This is a genomic window from Jannaschia maritima, assembly GCF_030973515.1.
GTDB lineage: Bacteria > Pseudomonadota > Alphaproteobacteria > Rhodobacterales > Rhodobacteraceae > Jannaschia > Jannaschia maritima.
In genome coordinates, this window is sequence record NZ_JARGZA010000003.1 from 234,267 (window position 1) to 252,454 (window position 18,188).

Sequence of the window (18,188 nt, forward strand, 5' to 3'; positions counted from 1 at the left end):
CGCCGTTTCGTTGATTGACGGGTCAATTAACGTACTCCACCCATTCCGGACGACCAAACCCGACATGCCGCCATCCCGCAAGCAGATCGAACCCCTCCGCCGCGACGCCCTGGTGCGCGCGGCCATAGGCGAGATCGCGGATCGCGGCAGCGCGGACACCACCGTGGCGCGCATCGCGGCGCGGGCGGGCGTGTCGGGCGCGCTGGCGCATCATTACTTCGGCAGCAAGGAGCGGATCCTGCTCGCCGCGATGCGGCACATCCTGTCGAACTACCGCGCGCAGGCCCGCGCGGCCCTGTCCGCCGCCGTCACGCCGCGGGACCGCCTGCGCGCGGTGGTGCGGGTCAGCTTCAACGCGGACGCGTTCGACGCGGACGTCGTCGCGGCCTGGCTGGACTTCTACGTCCAGGCCCGGACGCACGCGCCGACCCGGCGGCTGCTGCGCATCTATCAGCGGCGGTTGCGGTCGAACCTGATCCACGCGCTGCGCCCCCTGACGGACGATCCCGCGGGCGTGGCGGACGGCACGGCGGCGCTGATCGACGGGGTGTACCTGCGCGCGGCCCTGGGGGCCCCCGCCAATCCCGAACGCACCGTGCTGGAGTGGCTGGAGGCCCGCCTGTGAACGTCCTGATCCTGATGGTGGACCAACTGAACGGCACGCTGTTCCCCGACGGCCCCGCGCCCTGGCTTCATGCGCCGAACCTGAAGCGGCTGGCCGAACGCTCCACCCGGTTCCGCAACTGCTATACGGCCAGCCCGCTCTGCGCGCCGGGGCGGGCGTCGTTCATGTCGGGCCTGCTGCCCAGCCGCACGCGGGTCTACGACAACGCGGCGGAGTTCGCCTCCGACATCCCGACCTATGCCCATCACATGCGGCGGGCGGGCTGGCGGACCTGTCTGTCGGGCAAGATGCACTTCGTCGGCCCCGATCAGCTGCACGGGTTCGAGGAACGGCTGACCACCGACATCTATCCGGCCGATTTCGGCTGGACCCCCGACTATCGCAATCCGGGCGAGCGCATCGACTGGTGGTATCACAACATGGGGTCGGTGACGGGGTCCGGCGTGGCCGAGATCACCAACCAGATGGAATACGACGACGAGGTCGCGCACCACGCGAAGATGTGGCTCTACGACGCCGCGCGGGGCCGCGACGACCGTCCCTGGTGCCTGACGGCCAGCTTCACGCATCCCCACGACCCCTACGTCGCGCGCAGGCGGCTGTGGGATCTGTACGAGGACTGCCCCCGCCTGATGCCGGAGGTGGGCGAGATGCCGTACGAGGATCACGACCCCCATTCGAAGCGCATCCTCGACGCCAACGACCGGGGGCATTTCGACGTCACGCCCGAAGACGTGGCCCGGTCGCGCCGCGCGTACTTCGCCAACGTCTCCTACCTGGACGAGAAGGTGGGCGAGATCCTGCAGGTGCTGGACGACACCCGGCAGGAGGCAACGATCCTGTTCCTGTCCGACCACGGCGACATGCTGGGCGAGCGGGGGCTGTGGTACAAGATGTCCTTCCTCGAAGGATCGTCGCGCGTGCCGCTGATGATCTCGACCCCCTCGATGGCGCCGGGGCTGGTGACGGATCCCGTCAGCAACATCGACGTGTGCCCGACGCTCTGCGACCTGGCGGGCATCGACATGTCGGAGGTGGAACCCTGGACGACGGGGCAATCGCTGCGCGAACTGGGGCAAGGGAAGCGCCGGCAGACGGCGGTGGCGATGGAATACGCCGCCGAAGGGTCATACGCCCCCTTGGTCGCGCTGCGGCAGGGCCGGTGGAAGTACACCCGCTGCGCCCTGGACCCCGAACAGTTGTTCGACCTGCACGCCGATCCCCACGAGTTGACCAACCTGGCGGACGGGCTCGACGCGACGGACGGCGCGGGGACCTGGAACACCGACGACCCCGCTGCGGCGCTGGCCCATTTCCGCGGCGACGCGGACGCGCGCTGGGATCTGGACCGCTTCGACGCGGAGGTCCGCGAAAGCCAGGCCCGCCGCTGGATCGTCTACGAGGCGCTGCGCCAGGGCGGGTACTATCCCTGGGACTACCAGCCCCTGCGCGTGGCGTCCGAACGCTACATGCGCAACCACATGGACCTGAACGTGCTGGAAGACGCCCAGCGCGCGCCGAAGGATTGACCCTATGACCGATCGTCCCGACGCTCAGCCACGGGCCAGCCACTTCGTCGACGGCGATTACGTCGAGGACCGGGCGGGCGAGCCGATCCCCGTGATCTATCCCGCCACGGGCGAAACGATCGCCACCGTCCATGCCGCGACGCCCGACGTGGTGGACCGCGCGCTGACCTCCGCCGCGCGGGCGCAGGCCGACTGGGCCGCGACCGATCCGACCGAACGGGGGCGCATCCTGCGACGGGCCGCCGACCTGATCCGCGAACGCAACCGCGACCTGTCGGTGCTGGAAACGCTGGATACCGGCAAGCCTTTGCAGGAAACGCTGGTGGCCGACGCCACCTCGGGTGCCGACGCGCTGGAATACTTCGGCGGGCTGGCGGCCGACGTCACCGGCACCACGATGCGGTTCGGCGACGACTGGGCCTATACGATCCGGCGGCCCCTTGGCGTCTGCGTCGGCATCGGGGCCTGGAACTATCCCACCCAGATCGCCTGCTGGAAGGGCGCGCCCGCCTTGGCGACCGGCAACGCGATGGTCTTCAAGCCGTCGGAGACGACCCCCCTCTGCGCCCTGAAGGTGGCGGAGATCCTCGTGGAGGCCGGGCTGCCGCCGGGTCTGTTCAACGTCGTGCAGGGGCTGGGCGCGGTGGGCGCAGCGCTGACCACCGACCCCCGCGTGGCCAAGGTGTCGCTGACGGGTTCCGTCCCCACGGGGCGCAAGGTCGCGGCCGCCGCGGCGGGCGAGATGAAGCACGTCACGATGGAGCTAGGCGGCAAGTCCCCCATCCTGGTCTTCGACGACGCCGACGTGGACGACGCGGTGTCGGGCGCGATCAACGGCAACTTCTATTCGTCGGGCCAGGTCTGCTCCAACGGGACGCGGGTCTTCGTGCAGAGTGGGATCATGGACGCGTTCCTGTCCCGCCTGACCGAACGGCTGGCGGGCGTGGTGCCCGGCGACCCGCTGGACGAAGGCGTGAACTACGGCCCCATGACCACGCGGGCCCAGATGGACATCGTGCTGCGCCACCTGGACACGGTGCGTGCCGAAGGCGCGCGGGTGGTCGCGGGCGGCAAGCGGATGGACCGCGACGGCTGGTGGATCGAGCCCACGATCCTGGCCGACCTGCGCGACGACATGGCCGCCGTGCGCGAGGAGATCTTCGGCCCCGTGATGTCCGTCCTGACCTTCGCCACCGAAGACGAAGCCGTGGCCCGCGCCAACGACACGCCGTTCGGGCTGTCGGCGGGCCTGTTCACCCGCGACCTGACCCGCGCGCACCGCGTCGTGGCGCGGCTGCAGGCGGGGACCTGCTGGATCAACCAGTACAACCTGACCCCGCCCGGTATGCCCTTCGGCGGATCGAAGCAGTCCGGCATCGGACGCGAGAACGCGCGCGTCGCGATGGACCACTTCACGGAAGTCCAGACCGTCTATGTCGGCATGGGCCCGGTGGAGGCCGCGTACTGAGATGAACCCATCCGCCTTGCTGACGGCGCCTCCGCCGATCCCGCTGCACGCTCTGGCCGCGCTCCTCGCCATCGTCCTGGGCGCGGTGCAGTTCGCCTTGCCCAAGGGCACGATGCGGCATCGCATCATGGGCCACGCATGGGCGGTCCTCCTGGCGGGGGTCGCCGTCAGCGGATTGTTCATCCAGCAGATCCGCAGCTTCGGCCCCTTCTCGGGCATCCACCTGCTTTCGATCTTCACGCTGATCATGCTGGCCGTCGCGGTGCGCGACGCACGCCGCGGCAAGGTCGGGGCGCACAAGCGCGGCATGATCTACCTCTATGGCCTGGCCCTGCTGCTGACGGGCGCCTTCACCCTGCTGCCGGGCCGCATCATGCACGAGGTCCTGTTCGGATGACCGACAAGACGGCGGATTACGTGATCGTGGGCGCGGGCAGCGCCGGGTGCGCGGTCGCCTATCGCCTAGCCGAAGCCGGCAAGTCGGTGCTGGTGGTCGAACACGGCGGCACCGACTGGGGTCCGCTGATCCAGATGCCCGGCGCGCTGTCCTATCCGATGAACATGGACCGCTACGATTGGGGCATGGCGTCCGAACCGGAACCCCATCTGGGCGGCCGCGTGCTGGCCACGCCGCGCGGCAAGGTCCTGGGCGGGTCGAGCAGCATCAACGGCATGGTCTATGTGCGCGGGCACGCGATGGACTACGACCATTGGGCGGAGGCGGGCGCCCACGGCTGGGCCCATGCCGACGTCCTGCCCTATTTCAAGCGCATGGAGTCCTGGCACGACGGGGGCCATGGCGGCGACCCCGACTGGCGCGGCTCGGACGGCCCGCTGCACGTCACGCGGGGCACGCGCGAGAACCCGCTCTACGAGGCCTTCGTCGAAGCGGGACGGCAGGCGGGCTACGAAACGACGGACGACTACAACGGCCGCAAGCAGGAAGGCTTCGGCCCGATGGAGCAGACGGTCTGGAAGGGCCGCCGCTGGTCCGCTGCGAACGCCTACCTGCGCCCCGCCATCGCATCCGGCAACTGCGCGGTCGTGAACGGACTGGTCGCGAAGGTCGTGATCCGGGACGGTCGCGCAACCGGCGTCCGGCTTGCGGACGGCGACACGGTCCACGCGCGGGCGGAGGTGATCGTCAGCGCATCGGCCCTGAACTCCCCCAAGCTCCTGATGCTGTCGGGCATCGGCCCCGCGGGCCACCTGGCGGAGCATGGGATCGAGGTCCTGGCCGACCGCCCCGGCGTGGGTGCGAACCTGATGGACCACCTGGAGATGTACGTCCAAATGGCCGCGTCCCAGCCCATCACACTCTACAGGTACTGGAACCTATGGGGCAAGGCGTGGGTCGGGGCGAACTGGCTGTTCCGCCGCCGGGGGCCCGGGGCCACGAACAACTTTGAATCCGCGGCCTTTGTCCGGTCCAGGGCGGGCGTCCCCTATCCCGACATCCAGTACCACTTCCTTCCCATCGCCGTGCGCTACGACGGTCAGGCCGCCAGCGAGGGGCACGGCTTTCAGGCCCATGTAGGGCCGATGCGGTCCAAGTCGCGCGGCAGCGTGACCCTGCGCTCGGCCGACCCCGCGGCGAACCCGGTGATCCGCTTCAACTACATGTCGCATCCCGACGACTGGCGCGACTTCCGCACCTGCATCCGCCTGACGCGCGAAATCTTCGCGCAGGAGGCCTTCGCCCCCTATAGGCGGCACGAGATCCAGCCGGGCGAACGCGTGCGGACCGACGACGAACTGGACGAGGCGATCCGCGAGCACGTGGAATCGGCGTACCATCCCTGCGGCACCTGCCGGATGGGTCGGGCGGACGACCCGACCGCCGTGGTGGACCCCGAATGCCGCGTCATCGGCGTGGAGGGATTGCGCGTGGCCGACAGCTCGATCTTCCCGCGCATCACGAACGGGAACCTCAACGGCCCGTCGATCATGACGGGCGAGAAGGCGTCGGACCACATCCTGGGCCGCACCCTGCCCCGGTCGAACGCGCAACCCTGGATTCACCCCGATTGGCGGACCGAGCAGCGCTAGGCCGCTTGAACCCGCGCCCGGAACGGGGCATCCCGCTTCGTGAATACGTATTCATAAGGCGGATCCGATGAAGGGCTTCTCGCAGCGTTGGGCCGACTTCCCCGACTACATCCTGGGCATCACCAAGGAGATCTGGGAGGAGCGCGGCCTCCACACCCTGCACGACTGCTATGCCGAGGACCTGCCGATGCGGTTCCCGTCCGGCTTGCTGCGCGGCCGGCGCGCGGTGATCGACGGCACGCGCGCGACGCTGGTGGAGTTTCCCGACCGGGAGCTTCTGGGCGAGGACGTGATCTGGTGCGGCACGCCCGACGATCACATGCTGTCATCGCACCGGTTGATCAGCCGGGGCACGCATCGGGGCCACGGCTTCTTCGGCGCGCCCACGGGCAGGCCGTTCTGCGTGCGCGCCATCGCCGACTGCGCCGCGCGGAACAACTACATCGACGACGAATGGCTGTGCCGCGACACGTCGGGCATCGTGCTGCAACTGGGGATGGAACCGCGCGCCTTCACCCGCGAGCTGATCGCGCGGGAAGGCGGGCCGGAGAAGGCGGTGCGCCCCTTCCACCCGCGCGACGACGTTCCCGGCCCCTATACGGCGAAGGGCAACGACGACCGGGTGGGCCAGGATTATGCCGACGCCCTGACCCGCATCATGGAGGGCAACGAGCTGTCGTTGATCGCGCGGACCTACGACCGCGCCTGCCGGACCGAGCAGCCCGGCGCCCGCGGCGATTGGGGCTGGGCGCATGCGGAACGCGAATGGATGGGACTGCGCGCGGCGTTCCCGTCCGCGGCCTTCGCGATCGACCACTGCATCGGGCGGACCGATGACCCCATGCGCCCGCCCCGCGCCGCATTGCGCTGGTCGCTGACCGGCACCCATGACGGGCGTGGCCCCTTCGGCGACCCCACGGGGGCGGAGGTCCACGTGATGGGCTTCACCCATGCGGAACTGGGGCCCTGGGGCTGGCGGCGCGAATACACGGTCTATGACGAGGTCAGCATCTGGAAGCAGATCCTGCTGCACACGGGCCAGGTGGACGACGCGCCCAACCTCGACGCGCCGCTGCACGCCCCCCTTGGCTGACCTGCCGCTGGTCCTGCTGCCGGGCATGATGTGCGACGCCCGGCTGTTCGCGCCGCAGGTCGCCGCCCTGTCCGCGGATCGCGAGGTGCGCGTCCTGCCCATCGCGGACCACGACACGACCGCCGCCCTGGCCCGCGCCGTGCTGGACGCCGCCCCCCACCGCTTCGCGCTCGGCGGCCTTTCGATGGGCGGCATCGTGGCGATGGAGGTGGCGGCCCTGGCGCCGGAGCGCATCGCCGGCCTGTGCCTGATGGACACCAACCCGCGCGCGGAGGCGGCCGAGGTCGCGGCCCGGCGCGAGCCGCAGATCGAGCGCGTCCGCGCGAGCCATCTGCGCGCGGTCATGCGCGACGAGATGAAGCCCAACTACCTGGCGCCCGGCCCCGACCGCGCAGCGGTCCTGGACCTATGCATGGCGATGGCGGAATCGCTGGGTCCGGACGTGTTCGTCCGGCAGTCCCGCGCCCTTCAGACCCGCGCCGATCGGCGCGACACGCTGCGCGGCCTCACCGTCCCGTCGCTGGTCCTGTGCGGCCGCGACGACACGCTGTGCCCCCTGCACCGGCACACCGAGATGGCCGACCTGTTGCCCGACGCCGAACTTGTCGTGATCGACGGGGCGGGCCATCTGCCGGTGCTGGAACGGCCCAAGGCCACGAATGCCGCGGTGGCCGCTTGGCTCGGGCGCGTCGGCGGACGATCGTCCCGGGGCGAGGACGGTTAACTCCCTATCAACGTCCGTCGACCTAGACCGACGGCGTGACAGACTTCGTCCAAACCATCGCGCTCCACCTGTCCGACGATCTGAAGCCGGGTCGTCCCCACTGGCAGGTCATGCGCGCGACCATCGAGATCCCCTTCCTCATGCGCGTCTTCGGTCTGCGCATGTCACTCTTCACAGCCGCGAGCGCGCTGACGCGGAACCCCGAACACCGCAACCGTTCCCTGGCCGCTCTGTCCAGCGCGCGCGAAGGCTTCGAGGTCAACTTCCGTGCGCTGCAGGACCCGTCCGCCATCCTGACCGATCAGCCCGCCGCCGTTGCGCTGGTCGGGGCGACGATGACGGCGCTGCCGGACGCGATGGCGTCCGTGATACGCTATCGCACGATGATCGACGGCCTGAAGCATTCGATCGAACGGGACGAACTGGATCCCGACGCCTTCGACAGCCACCTGGAGGTCGCCTACGAGGACATGACCCCCGCCCTCCAGGCGGTGCAGGCGAAGATGAGCGAGTTGTGCGCGTCGGAGATCGCCGAAACCCACGCGACGGCGGAGGCCGCGCAGCGCGACGCAGCCGACGCGGTGACCGAGATCGCCGACGTCGCGCGCATGGTGCGGCTCATCTCGCTCAACGCAAGGGTGGAGGCCGCCCGCGCGGGCGAGGCGGGTCGCGGCTTCGCGGTGATCGCGTCCGAGATCAAGTCGCTCTCCGAGCAGACCGAACTTGCCTCCGCGCGGATCGGCAGCGCGGTGGACACGATGATGGCGCAGCTCCGAACGGCCTGATCGGCCGCGCTACCGGTACTCCTCCGGATCGAACGCCACGAAGAAGTTCCACGCCATCCACGCGCAGGCCGCGCCGAACAGGATGGCCCAGAAGACCGCGCCGTTCAGCACCTCCATCACCGTCCAGCCCGCCACCAGGACCGTGGCCAGCACCCGCGACCACAGGGGTCGGAACATCGGATGCGCCAGGCTCAGGAAGCCGCGCTTCTTCCCGTCGCTCATGCGACGTCCACCGTCCGGCCCGTGCGGACCGATTCCAGCGCCGCGTCCGCCAGCACGAGCGCGCGCAGCCCGTCCTCGCCCGTGGTGGCGGGCGTCGTGCCGTCGCGCAGGCAGGCGGTGAAATGCGCGATCTCGGCGGCATAGGCGTCCGCGTAGCGCGTCATGAAGGAGTCCAGCAGCGGCGGATCGGTGTAGCCACCCTCCCCCGCCAGGGTGATCCGCGCGGCATGAGGGTTCGCCGCCGACACCGCACCCGCCGAGCCATGGACCTCGATCCGCTGATCGTAGCCATAGGTCGCGCGGCGCGAGTTGTGGATGGAGCACATCGCACCGCTCGCCGTCTGCAACGTGACGATCGCGCTGTCGTAGTCGCCCGCTTCGCCGATGGCCGGGTCCACCAGGGTCGCCGCCTGCGCCGTGACGCGGACCGGCTCGTCCGGCAGCAGCCAGCGCGCGACGTCCAGGTCGTGGATCATCATGTCCCGGAACAGCCCGCCCGAGCGTTCGATATACGCGATCGGCGGCGGGGCGGGGTCGCGAGCCGTCAGGTGGATCATCTCGACCGCGCCGATGCGGCCCTCGTCGATCGCAGCCTTCAAGGCGCGAAAGTCGGGATCGTGGCGGCGCTGGAAGCCGACCATCAGGACGGCGCCCGTCTCGCGCACCACGTCCAGGCAGGCCCGCACCCGGGCGGCGTCCAGGTCCACGGGTTTCTCGCAGAACACGGCCTTGCCCGCCCGCGCGAAGCGTTCGATCAGCGCGGCATGGGTGTCGGTGGGCGTGCAGATCATCACCGCGTCCACGTCGTCCGCCGCTTCGATCGCCGCCATGTCCCGGATCGTGCCGCCGTGACGATCCACCACCGCCCGCGCCGCCATGGCGTCGGGGTCGTGGACTGCGACCAGGCGCGCGCCTTCGGTGGCGGCGATGGCACGGGCGTGGACCTGTCCGATCCGCCCCGCCCCCAGCACCGCATAGCGGACGGGATCATACGGCATCTGCGACCTCGTACTCCGCCTGCGTCTTCGCCCCGGTGATATAGGCCACGACGTCCTGATGGTCCGTGTCCGCCTTGCGGAGTTTCGCGCAGATGCGGCCCCGCCGGAACACCACGATCCGGTCGCACAGATCCATCACCTGCCGCATGTTGTGCGAGATCAGGATCAGGGGCTCCCCCGCCTCCTTCAGCGTGCGCACGATGGCTTCGACCTGCGCGGTCTCCTGCACGCCCAAAGCCGCCGTCGGCTCGTCCATGATGGTCAGCTTGGAATGGAAGGTGGCAGTGCGCGCGATGGCCACGCATTGCCGCTGCCCCCCCGACATGTTGCGGATGGTGCCGCGTATGTTGGGGATCTTCACGCCCGTCTTCTCCAGGCCCGCGATCGTGGCCTCCTGCATCGCCTTGTAGTCGAGGATGCTGAACGGCCCCAGGTTGAACTTCACGATCTCGCGCCCCAGGAACAGGTTGTCGGGCACGTCCAGGTCGTCGGCCAGCGCGAGCGTCTGGAACACCGTCTCGATGCCCGCGTCCCGCGCGTCCATCGGGTTCTCGAAGTGCCGCTCCCGCCCGTCGAAGACGATCGTGCCGCGCGTGGGCACCTCCACCCCCGTGATCTGGCGCACGAAGGTGGACTTGCCCGCCCCGTTGTCGCCCATGATGGCGACGTGCTCGCCCGCGCGCAGGGTGAAGTCCGCATCCGTCAGCGCGTGGACGCCGCCGTAATGCTTGGTAAGGCCGCGCGTCTCCAGGATGACGTCGTCCATCGCATCGCCCATCACTTCGCCCCCGTCCGGCTCTGCCGCCATTGGTCCAGGACCACGGCGGCGACGATGATGACGCCCTTCACCATCTCCTGATAGTACGCGTCCAGGCGCAGGAACGTGAACCCGCTGATGATGACGCCGAAGATCAGCGCGCCGATCACCGTGCCGACGATGGACCCCCGCCCCCCCGCCAGGGACACGCCGCCGATGACCGCCATGGCGATGGCGTCCAGTTCGTACATCAGGCCCATGCCGGTCTGCGCCGTCAGGTTCTTGGCCGACAGCACGATGGCCGAGACTCCGGCCAACCCGCCCGCGATGGCATAGACCAGCAGCTTGTGGCGCGCGACCTTGATGCCCGACATCCGCGCCGCGTCCTCGTTCGACCCGATCGCATAGGTGTGCTTGCCGTACACGGTGTGGCGCAGGATCAGGTGGAACAGGATCGCCAGGCCCACGAACCAGATCACGGGCATCATGCCCTGTCCCAGCGCGGCGTAGCCGTCGGTCGGGAAGCTGACCGGCTGGCCCCGCGTCCACCATTGCGCGGCGCCCCGCGCAGCGACCATCATGCCCAGCGTGGCGATGAAGGGCGGGATGCGAGTATAGGCGATCAGCGCCCCGTTGATGACCCCCGCCAGGGTTCCGACCCCCAGCCCCGCCAGGACGGGAACGATCACCGGCAGGTCCAGCCAGGCCGGGCCGAAGACCGCGCCCGGGTTGGGGTTGCCGTTCACCACGCCCGTCTGCGCGAAGGACATGGCGACCATCGCCGCGAAGCCCACCACCGACCCCGCCGACAGGTCGATGCCGCCCGTGATGATGACCTGCGTGGCCCCCAGCGCGATGATGCCGATGATGGCGACCTGCAGGATGATGATCCGCAGGCGGGCCTCGTTGAATACGCTGTCGAACCGGTCCCGGCTGTCGAACAGGAACGACTGATCCATCAGCAGCGCGCCCAGCCCCTCGAAGACCGCGACGATCAGGATCAGGGCAATCAGGACGTTCGCCTCGTTCGGCCAGGCCCGCCGCTTCGTGTCGTAGAGCAGGCCGCCGGTCCCGTGGACGCGCGCCTGCGCGGTGCCGTCCGCCATGGTCGTCCCTCCCCCTGTCGGTCGCGGGACCGGGCGGCGTCCTCCCCGCCGCCCGGTCCGGTCAGTCCGGACGATGCCCGATCAGTTCTGGTCCGTGAAGTCCGACAGGTTGTCCTGCGTGACCAGCTGGAACGGGATATAGACCTTCTGATCGACCTCCTCGCCGTTGGCCAAGGCGACCGCAGCGTCGATGGCGCCCGCGCCCTGGCCGGCGGCGTCCTGGAACACGGTCGCGTCCAGTTCGCCCACCGACATGGATTGCAAGGCGTCCTGCGTGGCGTCCACGCCGACGACGACCACGTCGTCCATGCTGATCCCGTTGGCCTTCAGCGCCTGGATCGCGCCCAGCGCCATCTCGTCGTTGTTGGCGAACACGACGTCGATGGGCTCGCCCGACGAGATGAAGTTCGTCATCAAGTCGTTCGCCTCGTCGCGCGACCAGTTGGCGGTCTGGCTGTCGATCAACGTGATGAAATTGCACATGTCCATGCCCAGGACGTCCTCGACGTCCTTGGACCGCTGGACCGCGGCCTGGTTCGACAGCTGCCCCATCAGCATGTAGCCCTGCGCGCCGCCCGCCTTGCCGTCCGCGCGCAGCATCTTGCACGCCTCGAACGCCGCGAGCGTCCCGGACTCGATCTCGTTCGACGCCACGAAGGCCTGGTCGTCAGGCAGGCTGTCGACGTTGGCGGGCTCGCGGTTGACATAGACCAGGGGCACGCCCGCGCCCGAGGCGGCGTTCGTCATCGCGTCCACCGCGTTCGTGTCGACGGCATTGACGACGATCGCGTCCACGCCCGAGGCGATGAAGTTGTTGATCTGGTCCAGCTGGGCCGCGACGTCGTCCTGCGCGTCCTCCACCTGGATCTCCACGCCGTCCAGCGTCGCGGCGTATTCCTCCATCCCGTTGCGCAGCACGGTCAGGAAGTTGTCGTCGAAGCGGGCCATGCTGACCCCGATGGTCTGCGCCATCGCGGTCGTGGCCATCAGGGTGCCAAAGCCGGCGCCGATCAGGATCTTGGTCATCTGTCGTCCTCCCAGTCGCGACCGCCGGCGGGGCCGCATTGCGTCGTGCCGGTCCCCCGCGCGCCGCTCGTCTCCCCGCGGCGGCGCGGACCCGCCCATTCTGTCGCAACCGGTTGCAAAACGTCAACGGATTATTGACGGATCGTCCGCCGCATGCCCTGCGGTGCCGTCCAAGCTGCTGTTTTCGTTGATCGACAAGCCGCGCGCACGTTCCGCTTGAGTTTGCAACCGCTTGCAACGACACTTGCATCGTTGCAGCGCCGGGCCGTTCCGGGGAAGGGACATGCCATGACCGTCACCCTGCGCGACGTCGCGGCCCGGGCGGGCGTGTCGACCGCCGCCGTCAGCCGCACCTTCACCCCCGGCGCGTCCGTCAGCCCGCGGATGCGCGCCCGCGTCCTGAAGGCGGCCGAGGCGCTGGGCTATCAGCCCTCGACCATCGCGTCGGCCATGTCCACCGGGCGCACGAAGCTGATCGGCCTGGTGGTCACGAACTTCCGCAACCCCCTGATGCTGGACGTGTTCGAACGGTTCACCGCGCAGTTGCAGGACCGGGGCCTGCGACCGCTGCTGGTCAACCTGCGCGACGACGCCGACCCGGCGGAGGCCATCGCCATGCTGCGCGGATACCGCGTGGACGGGGTGGTGATCGCGTCGTCCACCGTGACGCGCGGCTTCGCGCGGGCCTTCGCGGCCAGCGGCATCCCCACCGTCCACAGCTTCGGCCCCGTCACCCCCAGCCCCGACGTCCACGTGGTGGGCATCGACAACGTGGAGGCCGGGCGCATCGCCGCGCGCGAATTGCTGAAGCGCGGCTACAAGCCCGGCTTCCTGGGCGGGCCGGGCACGGCGTCGTCCACGCAGGACCGGGTGGCGGGCTTCTCGCAATACGCGCCCCGCGCCTACAAGCACAACGCGGAGGCGTACACGTTCCAGGCGGGCTACGACGCGATGTCCCGGATATGCCGCCGTGCGACGGGTTGGTTCTGCGCCGACGACGTCCTGTCGCTGGGGGCCATGGCCGCCCTGCGCGACCGCGGCTTGAGGGTCCCGGACCAGGCGGGCGTCATCGGCTTCAACGACATGGAGATGGCATCCTGGCCGGGCATCGACCTGACCACGATCCGGATGCCCACGGGCGCGATCATATCGGGCGCCATCGACCTCGTGACCGCCGTGATGGACGAACCCGACCGCCCCCCCGAGACACGGATGTTCCCCTGCACCCTGATGGAGCGCGGCACCCTGCGGTCTTCGGCGCCGAAGTCGCGGGCCCGCGCCTAGCGGTGGATCGGCGCGCGCGCGTCCACCCAGGCCCCGTCCGCCTTGCCCGATTCCGCGACCGCGTGGACGGCCGCCATCGACCGCAGCCCGTCCTCCGCGCGGGGATACAGGTCCGCCGCCGGGTCGGGGTCCACGCCCGCCTTCCGCGCGGCGATGACCTCGGCCAGGTCGCGGTAGAGGTTGGCGAAGGCCAGGGGCATCCCTTCGGCGTGTCCGACCGTGACCCGGCTGGCGCGGTCGGCGGCCGGCGACAGGCCGCCCTCCCCCCGCTCGACGATCTCCGTGCGGCCGCCCAGGGGCGTCCAGAACAGTTGGTTGGGCTGCTCCTGCGCCCAGCGCAGGCCGCCCGCCTCGCCGAACACCTGCAGGGTCAGGCCGTGCTGGCGGCCCAGCGCGACCGACGACGTCCACAGCCGCCCCACCGCGCCCCCGTCGAAGCGCAGCGCCACCAGCGCGTCGTCCTCCAGGACCCGGCCCGGGACGCAGGACACGGTGTCCGCCGACAGCCGCGTCACCTGCTGCCCCGTCACGAAGCTTGCCATATGCAGCGCGTGGATCCCGCAATCGGCGAACTGAGCGCTGACCCCCGCCTGCGCGGGATCGTACCGCCAGCGCACGCGCGGGTTGTCGGCATCGCCCGCATCCGCATGGTGGCCATGCGCGAACTCGGCCACCACCAGACGCACCGCGCCCAGATCGCCGCGTTCCACCATCGCCCGCATGTGACGGACCAGCGGATAGCCGGTATAGCCATAGTTGACCGCGCAGATGCAACCGGTTGCAAGCGCCAGTCGGACGATCTCCTCCCCTTCCGCGACGGTCATCGTCATGGGCTTCTCGCACAGCACGTCGAAGCCCGCCTCCAGCCAGGCGCGCGTGATCTCGAAATGTGTGGCGTTGGGCGTGGCGACCGTCACCAAATCGATCCGGTCGTCGCGGTCCCGCTCCCCCGCCAGCATCTCGCGCCAGTCGCCATAGGACCGGTCGGGCGCCAGGCCCAGCCGGCGGCCATAGGCGCGGCCCTCGTCCGGGCGGTGGTCCAGCGCGCCGGCAGTGAACGCGAACAGCCCGTCCAGCCCCGCGCCCAGGCGGTGGGCCGGGCCGATCTGGCTGCCCTCCCCCCCGCCGATCAGGCCCCAGCGCAGGGTCACGCGTCGAACCCGATGGACGCCAGGTACGCGCGGTTCGCCCGCGCGTCCCCCAGGATGTCGGGCGCCAGGGCGGGGTCGCAGTCCTGCTCCACCGTGCACCAGCCGTCGAAGCCCGCATCCAAGAGGACCCGACGCGCGGCGGGAAAGTCCACGTCCCCCGTACCGAGGTTGCAGAAGATCCCCTGCCCGCACGCGTCGTAGAAACCGGTCCGCCGTGCCACCGCGTCCGCCTTCACGGCCGGGTCGATGTCCTTGAAGTGCATGTAGGAGATGCGCCCGACATGCCGACGCATGAACGCCACCGGGTCGTAGCCGGCATAGGAATGGTGCCCCGTGTCGAAGCAGATCTTCAGCACGTCCTCCGGAACCTCGTCCAGCAGACGCTCCAACTCCGGCTCGAAGTCGACGAAGCCCGCCGCGTGGGCGTGGATCCCCACAATCAGCCCCGCATCCGTCCCCATCCGCGCCACGTGCGCGATGCGGTCGCGGAAGGCGCCCCATTCGGCCGCGTCCATCTGCTCGGCCTCCGCCGCCCGTCCGGCGGTGGGCGCGCGGCGCGGGCTGATGCTGTCGATCACGACCAGGTGCCGCGCCCCGTGCGCCCGCAGCGCCGCGATCGTGCGCCGCGCCCCGTCCAGCACGTCGTCCCAGGCGCCGGGGTCGTGGAAGGCGCGGAAGACGACGCCGCCGATCAGGGTCAGGTCGTGCTCGGCCAGCGCGTCGCCCAAGGTCGCGGGGTCCTCCGGCATGTACCCCACCGGGCCCAGCTCGATCCCCGAATACCCGGCCTGCGCGCATTGCCGCAGGACATCGCGCCAGGGCGGGTTCCGCGGGTCGCCCGCGAACTCGACCCCCCAGGAACACGGGGCGTTGCCGATCCGCATCGTCATCGGGGTATGTCCTCCATCGAGATCCAGCCGCCGGAATGGTGCGACCGGCGCGCCGCTTCGGCCACGCGCGCGACCTCCAACCCGTCCTCGAAGGTCGGGAACGTGGCCTGGCCCGCGTGGATGGCACGAAGGAAGTCCTTCGCCTCGATGACGATCTGGTCCCCATACCCCGTCCCGTGCCCCGGCCCCTGGCAGAACGGCAGATAGTCGGGATGTTCGGGTCCCGTCAGGATGCGGGCGAAGCCGCGCAGCGCCTCCGGCCCCTCGGCTCGATAAAGATGGACGGAGTTCTGATCCTCCCCGTCGAAGCGCAGGGACCCCTTCGTGCCGTACAGGTCATAGGCATAGCCCATCTTCCGCCCCAGCGCCGTGCGCGACGCGAACAGGTGGCCGGTCGAACCGGATGTGAAGCGCAGCATCATCTGCACCTGGTCGTCGTTCGTCACGGCCCGCCCCGCGCGGGTGGGATGCACCGTCTCCAGCGTCGCCGAAAGCGCGTCGACCGGCCCCATCAGGGTCAGCATCAGGTTGATCGGGTGAGGGGCCAGGTCGCCCAGGCATCCCGCCGGGTCGCCTTCGGCCCGCCAGGCCCATTCGTCGGGGTCGGCGAAGAAGTCCTCCGTCATCTCGATCCGGGCGAAGGTCACCTGCCCCAGCGTGCCGTCCGCCACCAGCGACCGGGCGAACTGCGTGGCGGGCGTGCGGACATAGTTGAAGCCCACCTGCGCCACCACGCCCGCGTCGGCCACCGCGCGGGTCATCGCCATCGCGTCATCCAGCGACGCGCCCAAGGGCTTCTCGCACAGCACGGGCTTTCCAGCGGCGGCGCAGGCTTCGACGATCGCACGGTGGTGGACCTGCGGCGTGGCGCAGACGACCGCCTCGACCGCCGGGTCCGACACAAGCACCCGCCAGTCGCCCGTCCCCCGCGCGAACCCGTACGCCGCGCGATACCGTTCGGCGGACGCGTCCGTGCTGGCGGCGATCATCTCCAACCGCGGGCGCAGCGGCGTGTCGAACACGGCCCCGACGGCCGCCATGGCGACCGAATGGGCCTTGCCCATGTAGCCGCCCCCGACCACGCCGATCCCGATCTCGGCCATCCCGCCCCCTGCATTTTGCAACCGGTTGCAATGGGGCTAGCGATCGGTCAGGCTTTCGGCAAGAGGGGGGAGGGCACCGACCATGGCGGGAACGACGCGGTTGACCGTGGCGCAGGCGATCCTGCGATGGCTGGACGCGCAGTTCATCGACCTGCACGGACGGCCCGTGCGCATCTGCGGCGGCGGCTTCGGCATCTTCGGCCATGGCAACGTCCCCTGCCTGGGCGAAGCCTGGCAACGCCACCAAAACACCCTGCCGCTGTACCGGGGCCAGAACGAGCAGGGGATGGGCTTCGCCGCCGCGGGCTATGCCAAGTACCACCTGCGCCGCCGCTTCATGGCCTGCACCGCCTCCGCGGGGCCGGGCACCGCGAACCTGCTGACCGCCGCCGCGCTGGCGCACGCCAACCGCCTGCCGCTGCTGATGCTGTGCGGCGACACGTTCCTGACCCGCCTGCCTGACCCGGTGCTGCAGCAGCTCGAACACTTCGAGAATCCGACGCTCGGCGTGAACGACGCCTTCAAGTCGGTCACGCGGTACTGGGACCGCATCACCCATCCGGCGCAGATCGTCCAATCCTTGCCCGCCGCCCTGGCGACCATGCTGGACCCGGCCGATTGCGGGCCGGCCTTCCTGGGCCTGCCGCAGGACGTGCAGGGTTGGGCCTGGGACTATCCGGACGCGTTCTTCGCGCCCCGCACGCACCGCATCCGCCGCCAGTCCCCCGACGCGGGGGAGGTCGCGGAGGCAGCCGACGCCCTGCGCGCGGCCCAGCGCCCGCTGATCGTCGCAGGCGGGGGCGTGCAGTATTCCGGCGCGGTGGCCACGTTGCGCGCCTTCGCGGACGCGCACGCCATCCCCGTGGTGGAGACCATCGCGGGCCGCGCCAACCTGCGCGACGACGACCCCCTGAACGTCGGCCCCATCGGCGTCACCGGATCGGACAGCGCCAATTGGGCCGCCGAACGCGCCGACGTCGTGCTGGCCGTCGGCTCGCGCCTGCAGGACTTCACGACCGGGTCGTGGACCGCCTTCGCCCCGGATGCCACGCTGATCGGCCTGAACGCCGCGCGCCACGACGCGGCCAAGCACCTGTCCCTGCCCGTCGTAGGCGACGCCGAACTGGGGTTGCAGGCCCTGGGAAAGGCGCTGGGCGATCACGCCGCGCCGGGCGGCTGGATGGACGAATGCCGGACGCACCGGACGGCATGGCAGGACCAGGTCGCCGCGAACACGACCCAGACCGGCAACGCGCCGAACAGCTACGCCCACGCCATCGGGGCGGTGAACGCGCTGGTCCACCCCCGCGACCGCATCGTCGCCGCCGCCGGCGGCCTCCCGGCGGAGGTGACGGCGAACTGGCGCACCCTGTCGCCG

At 70.2% G+C, this 18,188-nt stretch carries 18 protein-coding genes; 10 read left to right on the forward strand and 8 right to left on the reverse strand.

The window, feature by feature from the left end:
* The first annotated feature begins 64 nt into the window (after positions 1–64).
* From betI to P0084_RS04165, 8 genes are all read left to right on the forward strand, one after another.
* Positions 65–625, forward strand: coding sequence for a choline-binding transcriptional repressor BetI (betI, locus tag P0084_RS04130; RefSeq protein WP_308915540.1), 561 nt, complete (start codon positions 65–67; stop codon positions 623–625).
* Positions 622–2,154: a choline-sulfatase gene (gene betC, locus P0084_RS04135; protein WP_308915541.1), complete on the forward strand. Its 1,533-nt coding sequence runs from the start codon at positions 622–624 to the stop codon at positions 2,152–2,154. The genes betI and betC overlap by 4 nt, the downstream gene beginning before the upstream one ends.
* A gap of 4 nt (positions 2,155–2,158) precedes the next feature.
* Entirely contained in the window at positions 2,159–3,622 is a 1,464-nt protein-coding gene (gene betB, locus P0084_RS04140; RefSeq protein WP_308915542.1) for a betaine-aldehyde dehydrogenase, read from the forward strand.
* Between the two features lies 1 nt (position 3,623).
* The gene (locus P0084_RS04145) at positions 3,624–4,019 is read left to right on the forward strand and encodes a DUF2306 domain-containing protein (protein WP_308915543.1); all 396 of its coding nucleotides are present in this window, start codon (positions 3,624–3,626) and stop codon (positions 4,017–4,019) included.
* The gene (gene betA / locus P0084_RS04150; protein ID WP_308915544.1) at positions 4,016–5,671 is read left to right on the forward strand and encodes a choline dehydrogenase; all 1,656 of its coding nucleotides are present in this window, start codon (positions 4,016–4,018) and stop codon (positions 5,669–5,671) included. Before P0084_RS04145 ends, betA begins: the two co-directional genes overlap by 4 nt.
* A gap of 67 nt (positions 5,672–5,738) precedes the next feature.
* Positions 5,739–6,764 (forward strand): nuclear transport factor 2 family protein, encoded by a 1,026-nt coding sequence (locus P0084_RS04155; RefSeq protein WP_308915545.1) that lies wholly within the window; start codon positions 5,739–5,741, stop codon positions 6,762–6,764.
* Complete coding sequence (locus P0084_RS04160) at positions 6,757–7,488, forward strand: alpha/beta fold hydrolase (RefSeq protein WP_308915546.1); 732 nt, start codon at positions 6,757–6,759, stop codon at positions 7,486–7,488. Before P0084_RS04155 ends, P0084_RS04160 begins: the two co-directional genes overlap by 8 nt.
* A gap of 35 nt (positions 7,489–7,523) precedes the next feature.
* Complete coding sequence (locus P0084_RS04165) at positions 7,524–8,273, forward strand: methyl-accepting chemotaxis protein (RefSeq protein ID WP_308915547.1); 750 nt, start codon at positions 7,524–7,526, stop codon at positions 8,271–8,273.
* A 9-nt stretch (positions 8,274–8,282) separates the two neighbouring features.
* On the opposite strand, the gene P0084_RS04170 is transcribed toward P0084_RS04165, so the two are convergent.
* The 5 genes from P0084_RS04170 to P0084_RS04190 all read right to left on the reverse strand — a co-directional run bounded on the left by P0084_RS04170 (position 8,283) and on the right by P0084_RS04190 (position 12,382).
* Entirely contained in the window at positions 8,283–8,495 is a 213-nt protein-coding gene (locus P0084_RS04170) for a hypothetical protein (RefSeq protein WP_308915548.1), read from the reverse strand.
* A complete protein-coding gene (gene iolG, locus P0084_RS04175; RefSeq protein ID WP_308915549.1) occupies positions 8,492–9,493 on the reverse strand; it encodes an inositol 2-dehydrogenase in 1,002 nt (333 codons plus the stop codon). Before iolG ends, P0084_RS04170 begins: the two co-directional genes overlap by 4 nt.
* On the reverse strand, positions 9,483–10,271 hold the full coding sequence (locus P0084_RS04180; RefSeq protein WP_308915550.1) for an ATP-binding cassette domain-containing protein: 789 nt from the start codon (positions 10,269–10,271) through the stop codon (positions 9,483–9,485). The genes iolG and P0084_RS04180 overlap by 11 nt, the downstream gene beginning before the upstream one ends.
* Complete coding sequence (locus tag P0084_RS04185; protein ID WP_308915551.1) at positions 10,271–11,356, reverse strand: ABC transporter permease; 1,086 nt, start codon at positions 11,354–11,356, stop codon at positions 10,271–10,273. Before P0084_RS04185 ends, P0084_RS04180 begins: the two co-directional genes overlap by 1 nt.
* An 81-nt stretch (positions 11,357–11,437) precedes the next feature.
* Positions 11,438–12,382 (reverse strand): substrate-binding domain-containing protein, encoded by a 945-nt coding sequence (locus P0084_RS04190; RefSeq protein WP_308915552.1) that lies wholly within the window; start codon positions 12,380–12,382, stop codon positions 11,438–11,440.
* Positions 12,383–12,670: 288 nt separating this feature from the next.
* On the opposite strand from P0084_RS04190, the gene P0084_RS04195 reads away from it, so the two are divergent.
* On the forward strand, positions 12,671–13,666 hold the full coding sequence (locus P0084_RS04195) for a LacI family DNA-binding transcriptional regulator (protein ID WP_308915553.1): 996 nt from the start codon (positions 12,671–12,673) through the stop codon (positions 13,664–13,666).
* Here the strand turns inward: P0084_RS04195 and P0084_RS04200 are convergent.
* From P0084_RS04200 to P0084_RS04210, 3 genes are read right to left on the reverse strand one after another with little or no spacing between them, the layout of a single operon-like run.
* Positions 13,663–14,817 (reverse strand): Gfo/Idh/MocA family protein, encoded by a 1,155-nt coding sequence (locus P0084_RS04200; protein ID WP_308915554.1) that lies wholly within the window; start codon positions 14,815–14,817, stop codon positions 13,663–13,665. The two genes, P0084_RS04195 and P0084_RS04200, sit on opposite strands and share 4 nt — an antisense overlap.
* Positions 14,814–15,707, reverse strand: coding sequence for a sugar phosphate isomerase/epimerase family protein (locus P0084_RS04205; RefSeq protein WP_308915555.1), 894 nt, complete (start codon positions 15,705–15,707; stop codon positions 14,814–14,816). Before P0084_RS04205 ends, P0084_RS04200 begins: the two co-directional genes overlap by 4 nt.
* Positions 15,704–16,810, reverse strand: coding sequence for a Gfo/Idh/MocA family protein (locus P0084_RS04210; RefSeq protein ID WP_308915556.1), 1,107 nt, complete (start codon positions 16,808–16,810; stop codon positions 15,704–15,706). The genes P0084_RS04205 and P0084_RS04210 overlap by 4 nt, the downstream gene beginning before the upstream one ends.
* An 82-nt stretch (positions 16,811–16,892) precedes the next feature.
* On the opposite strand from P0084_RS04210, the gene P0084_RS04215 reads away from it, so the two are divergent.
* Positions 16,893–18,188 (forward strand): thiamine pyrophosphate-binding protein (locus tag P0084_RS04215; protein WP_308915557.1); only part of this gene is annotated, 1,296 nt, incomplete at its 3' end.

Bases quoted from the DNA above. Each gene is read 5' to 3' on its own strand.
- betI (WP_308915540.1), top strand. From the start codon at position 65: ATGCCGCCATCCCGCAAGCAGATCGAACCCCTCCGCCGCGACGCCCTG.
- betB (WP_308915542.1), top strand. From the start codon at position 2,159: ATGACCGATCGTCCCGACGCTCAGCCACGGGCCAGCCACTTCGTCGAC.
- P0084_RS04145 (WP_308915543.1), top strand. From the start codon at position 3,624: ATGAACCCATCCGCCTTGCTGACGGCGCCTCCGCCGATCCCGCTGCAC.
- betA (WP_308915544.1), top strand. From the start codon at position 4,016: ATGACCGACAAGACGGCGGATTACGTGATCGTGGGCGCGGGCAGCGCC.
- P0084_RS04155 (WP_308915545.1), top strand. From the start codon at position 5,739: ATGAAGGGCTTCTCGCAGCGTTGGGCCGACTTCCCCGACTACATCCTG.
- P0084_RS04170 (WP_308915548.1), bottom strand. From the start codon at position 8,495: ATGAGCGACGGGAAGAAGCGCGGCTTCCTGAGCCTGGCGCATCCGATG.
- iolG (WP_308915549.1), bottom strand. From the start codon at position 9,493: ATGCCGTATGATCCCGTCCGCTATGCGGTGCTGGGGGCGGGGCGGATC.
- P0084_RS04180 (WP_308915550.1), bottom strand. From the start codon at position 10,271: ATGGGCGATGCGATGGACGACGTCATCCTGGAGACGCGCGGCCTTACC.
- P0084_RS04185 (WP_308915551.1), bottom strand. From the start codon at position 11,356: ATGGCGGACGGCACCGCGCAGGCGCGCGTCCACGGGACCGGCGGCCTG.
- P0084_RS04190 (WP_308915552.1), bottom strand. From the start codon at position 12,382: ATGACCAAGATCCTGATCGGCGCCGGCTTTGGCACCCTGATGGCCACG.
- P0084_RS04195 (WP_308915553.1), top strand. From the start codon at position 12,671: ATGACCGTCACCCTGCGCGACGTCGCGGCCCGGGCGGGCGTGTCGACC.
- P0084_RS04205 (WP_308915555.1), bottom strand. From the start codon at position 15,707: ATGACGATGCGGATCGGCAACGCCCCGTGTTCCTGGGGGGTCGAGTTC.
- P0084_RS04210 (WP_308915556.1), bottom strand. From the start codon at position 16,810: ATGGCCGAGATCGGGATCGGCGTGGTCGGGGGCGGCTACATGGGCAAG.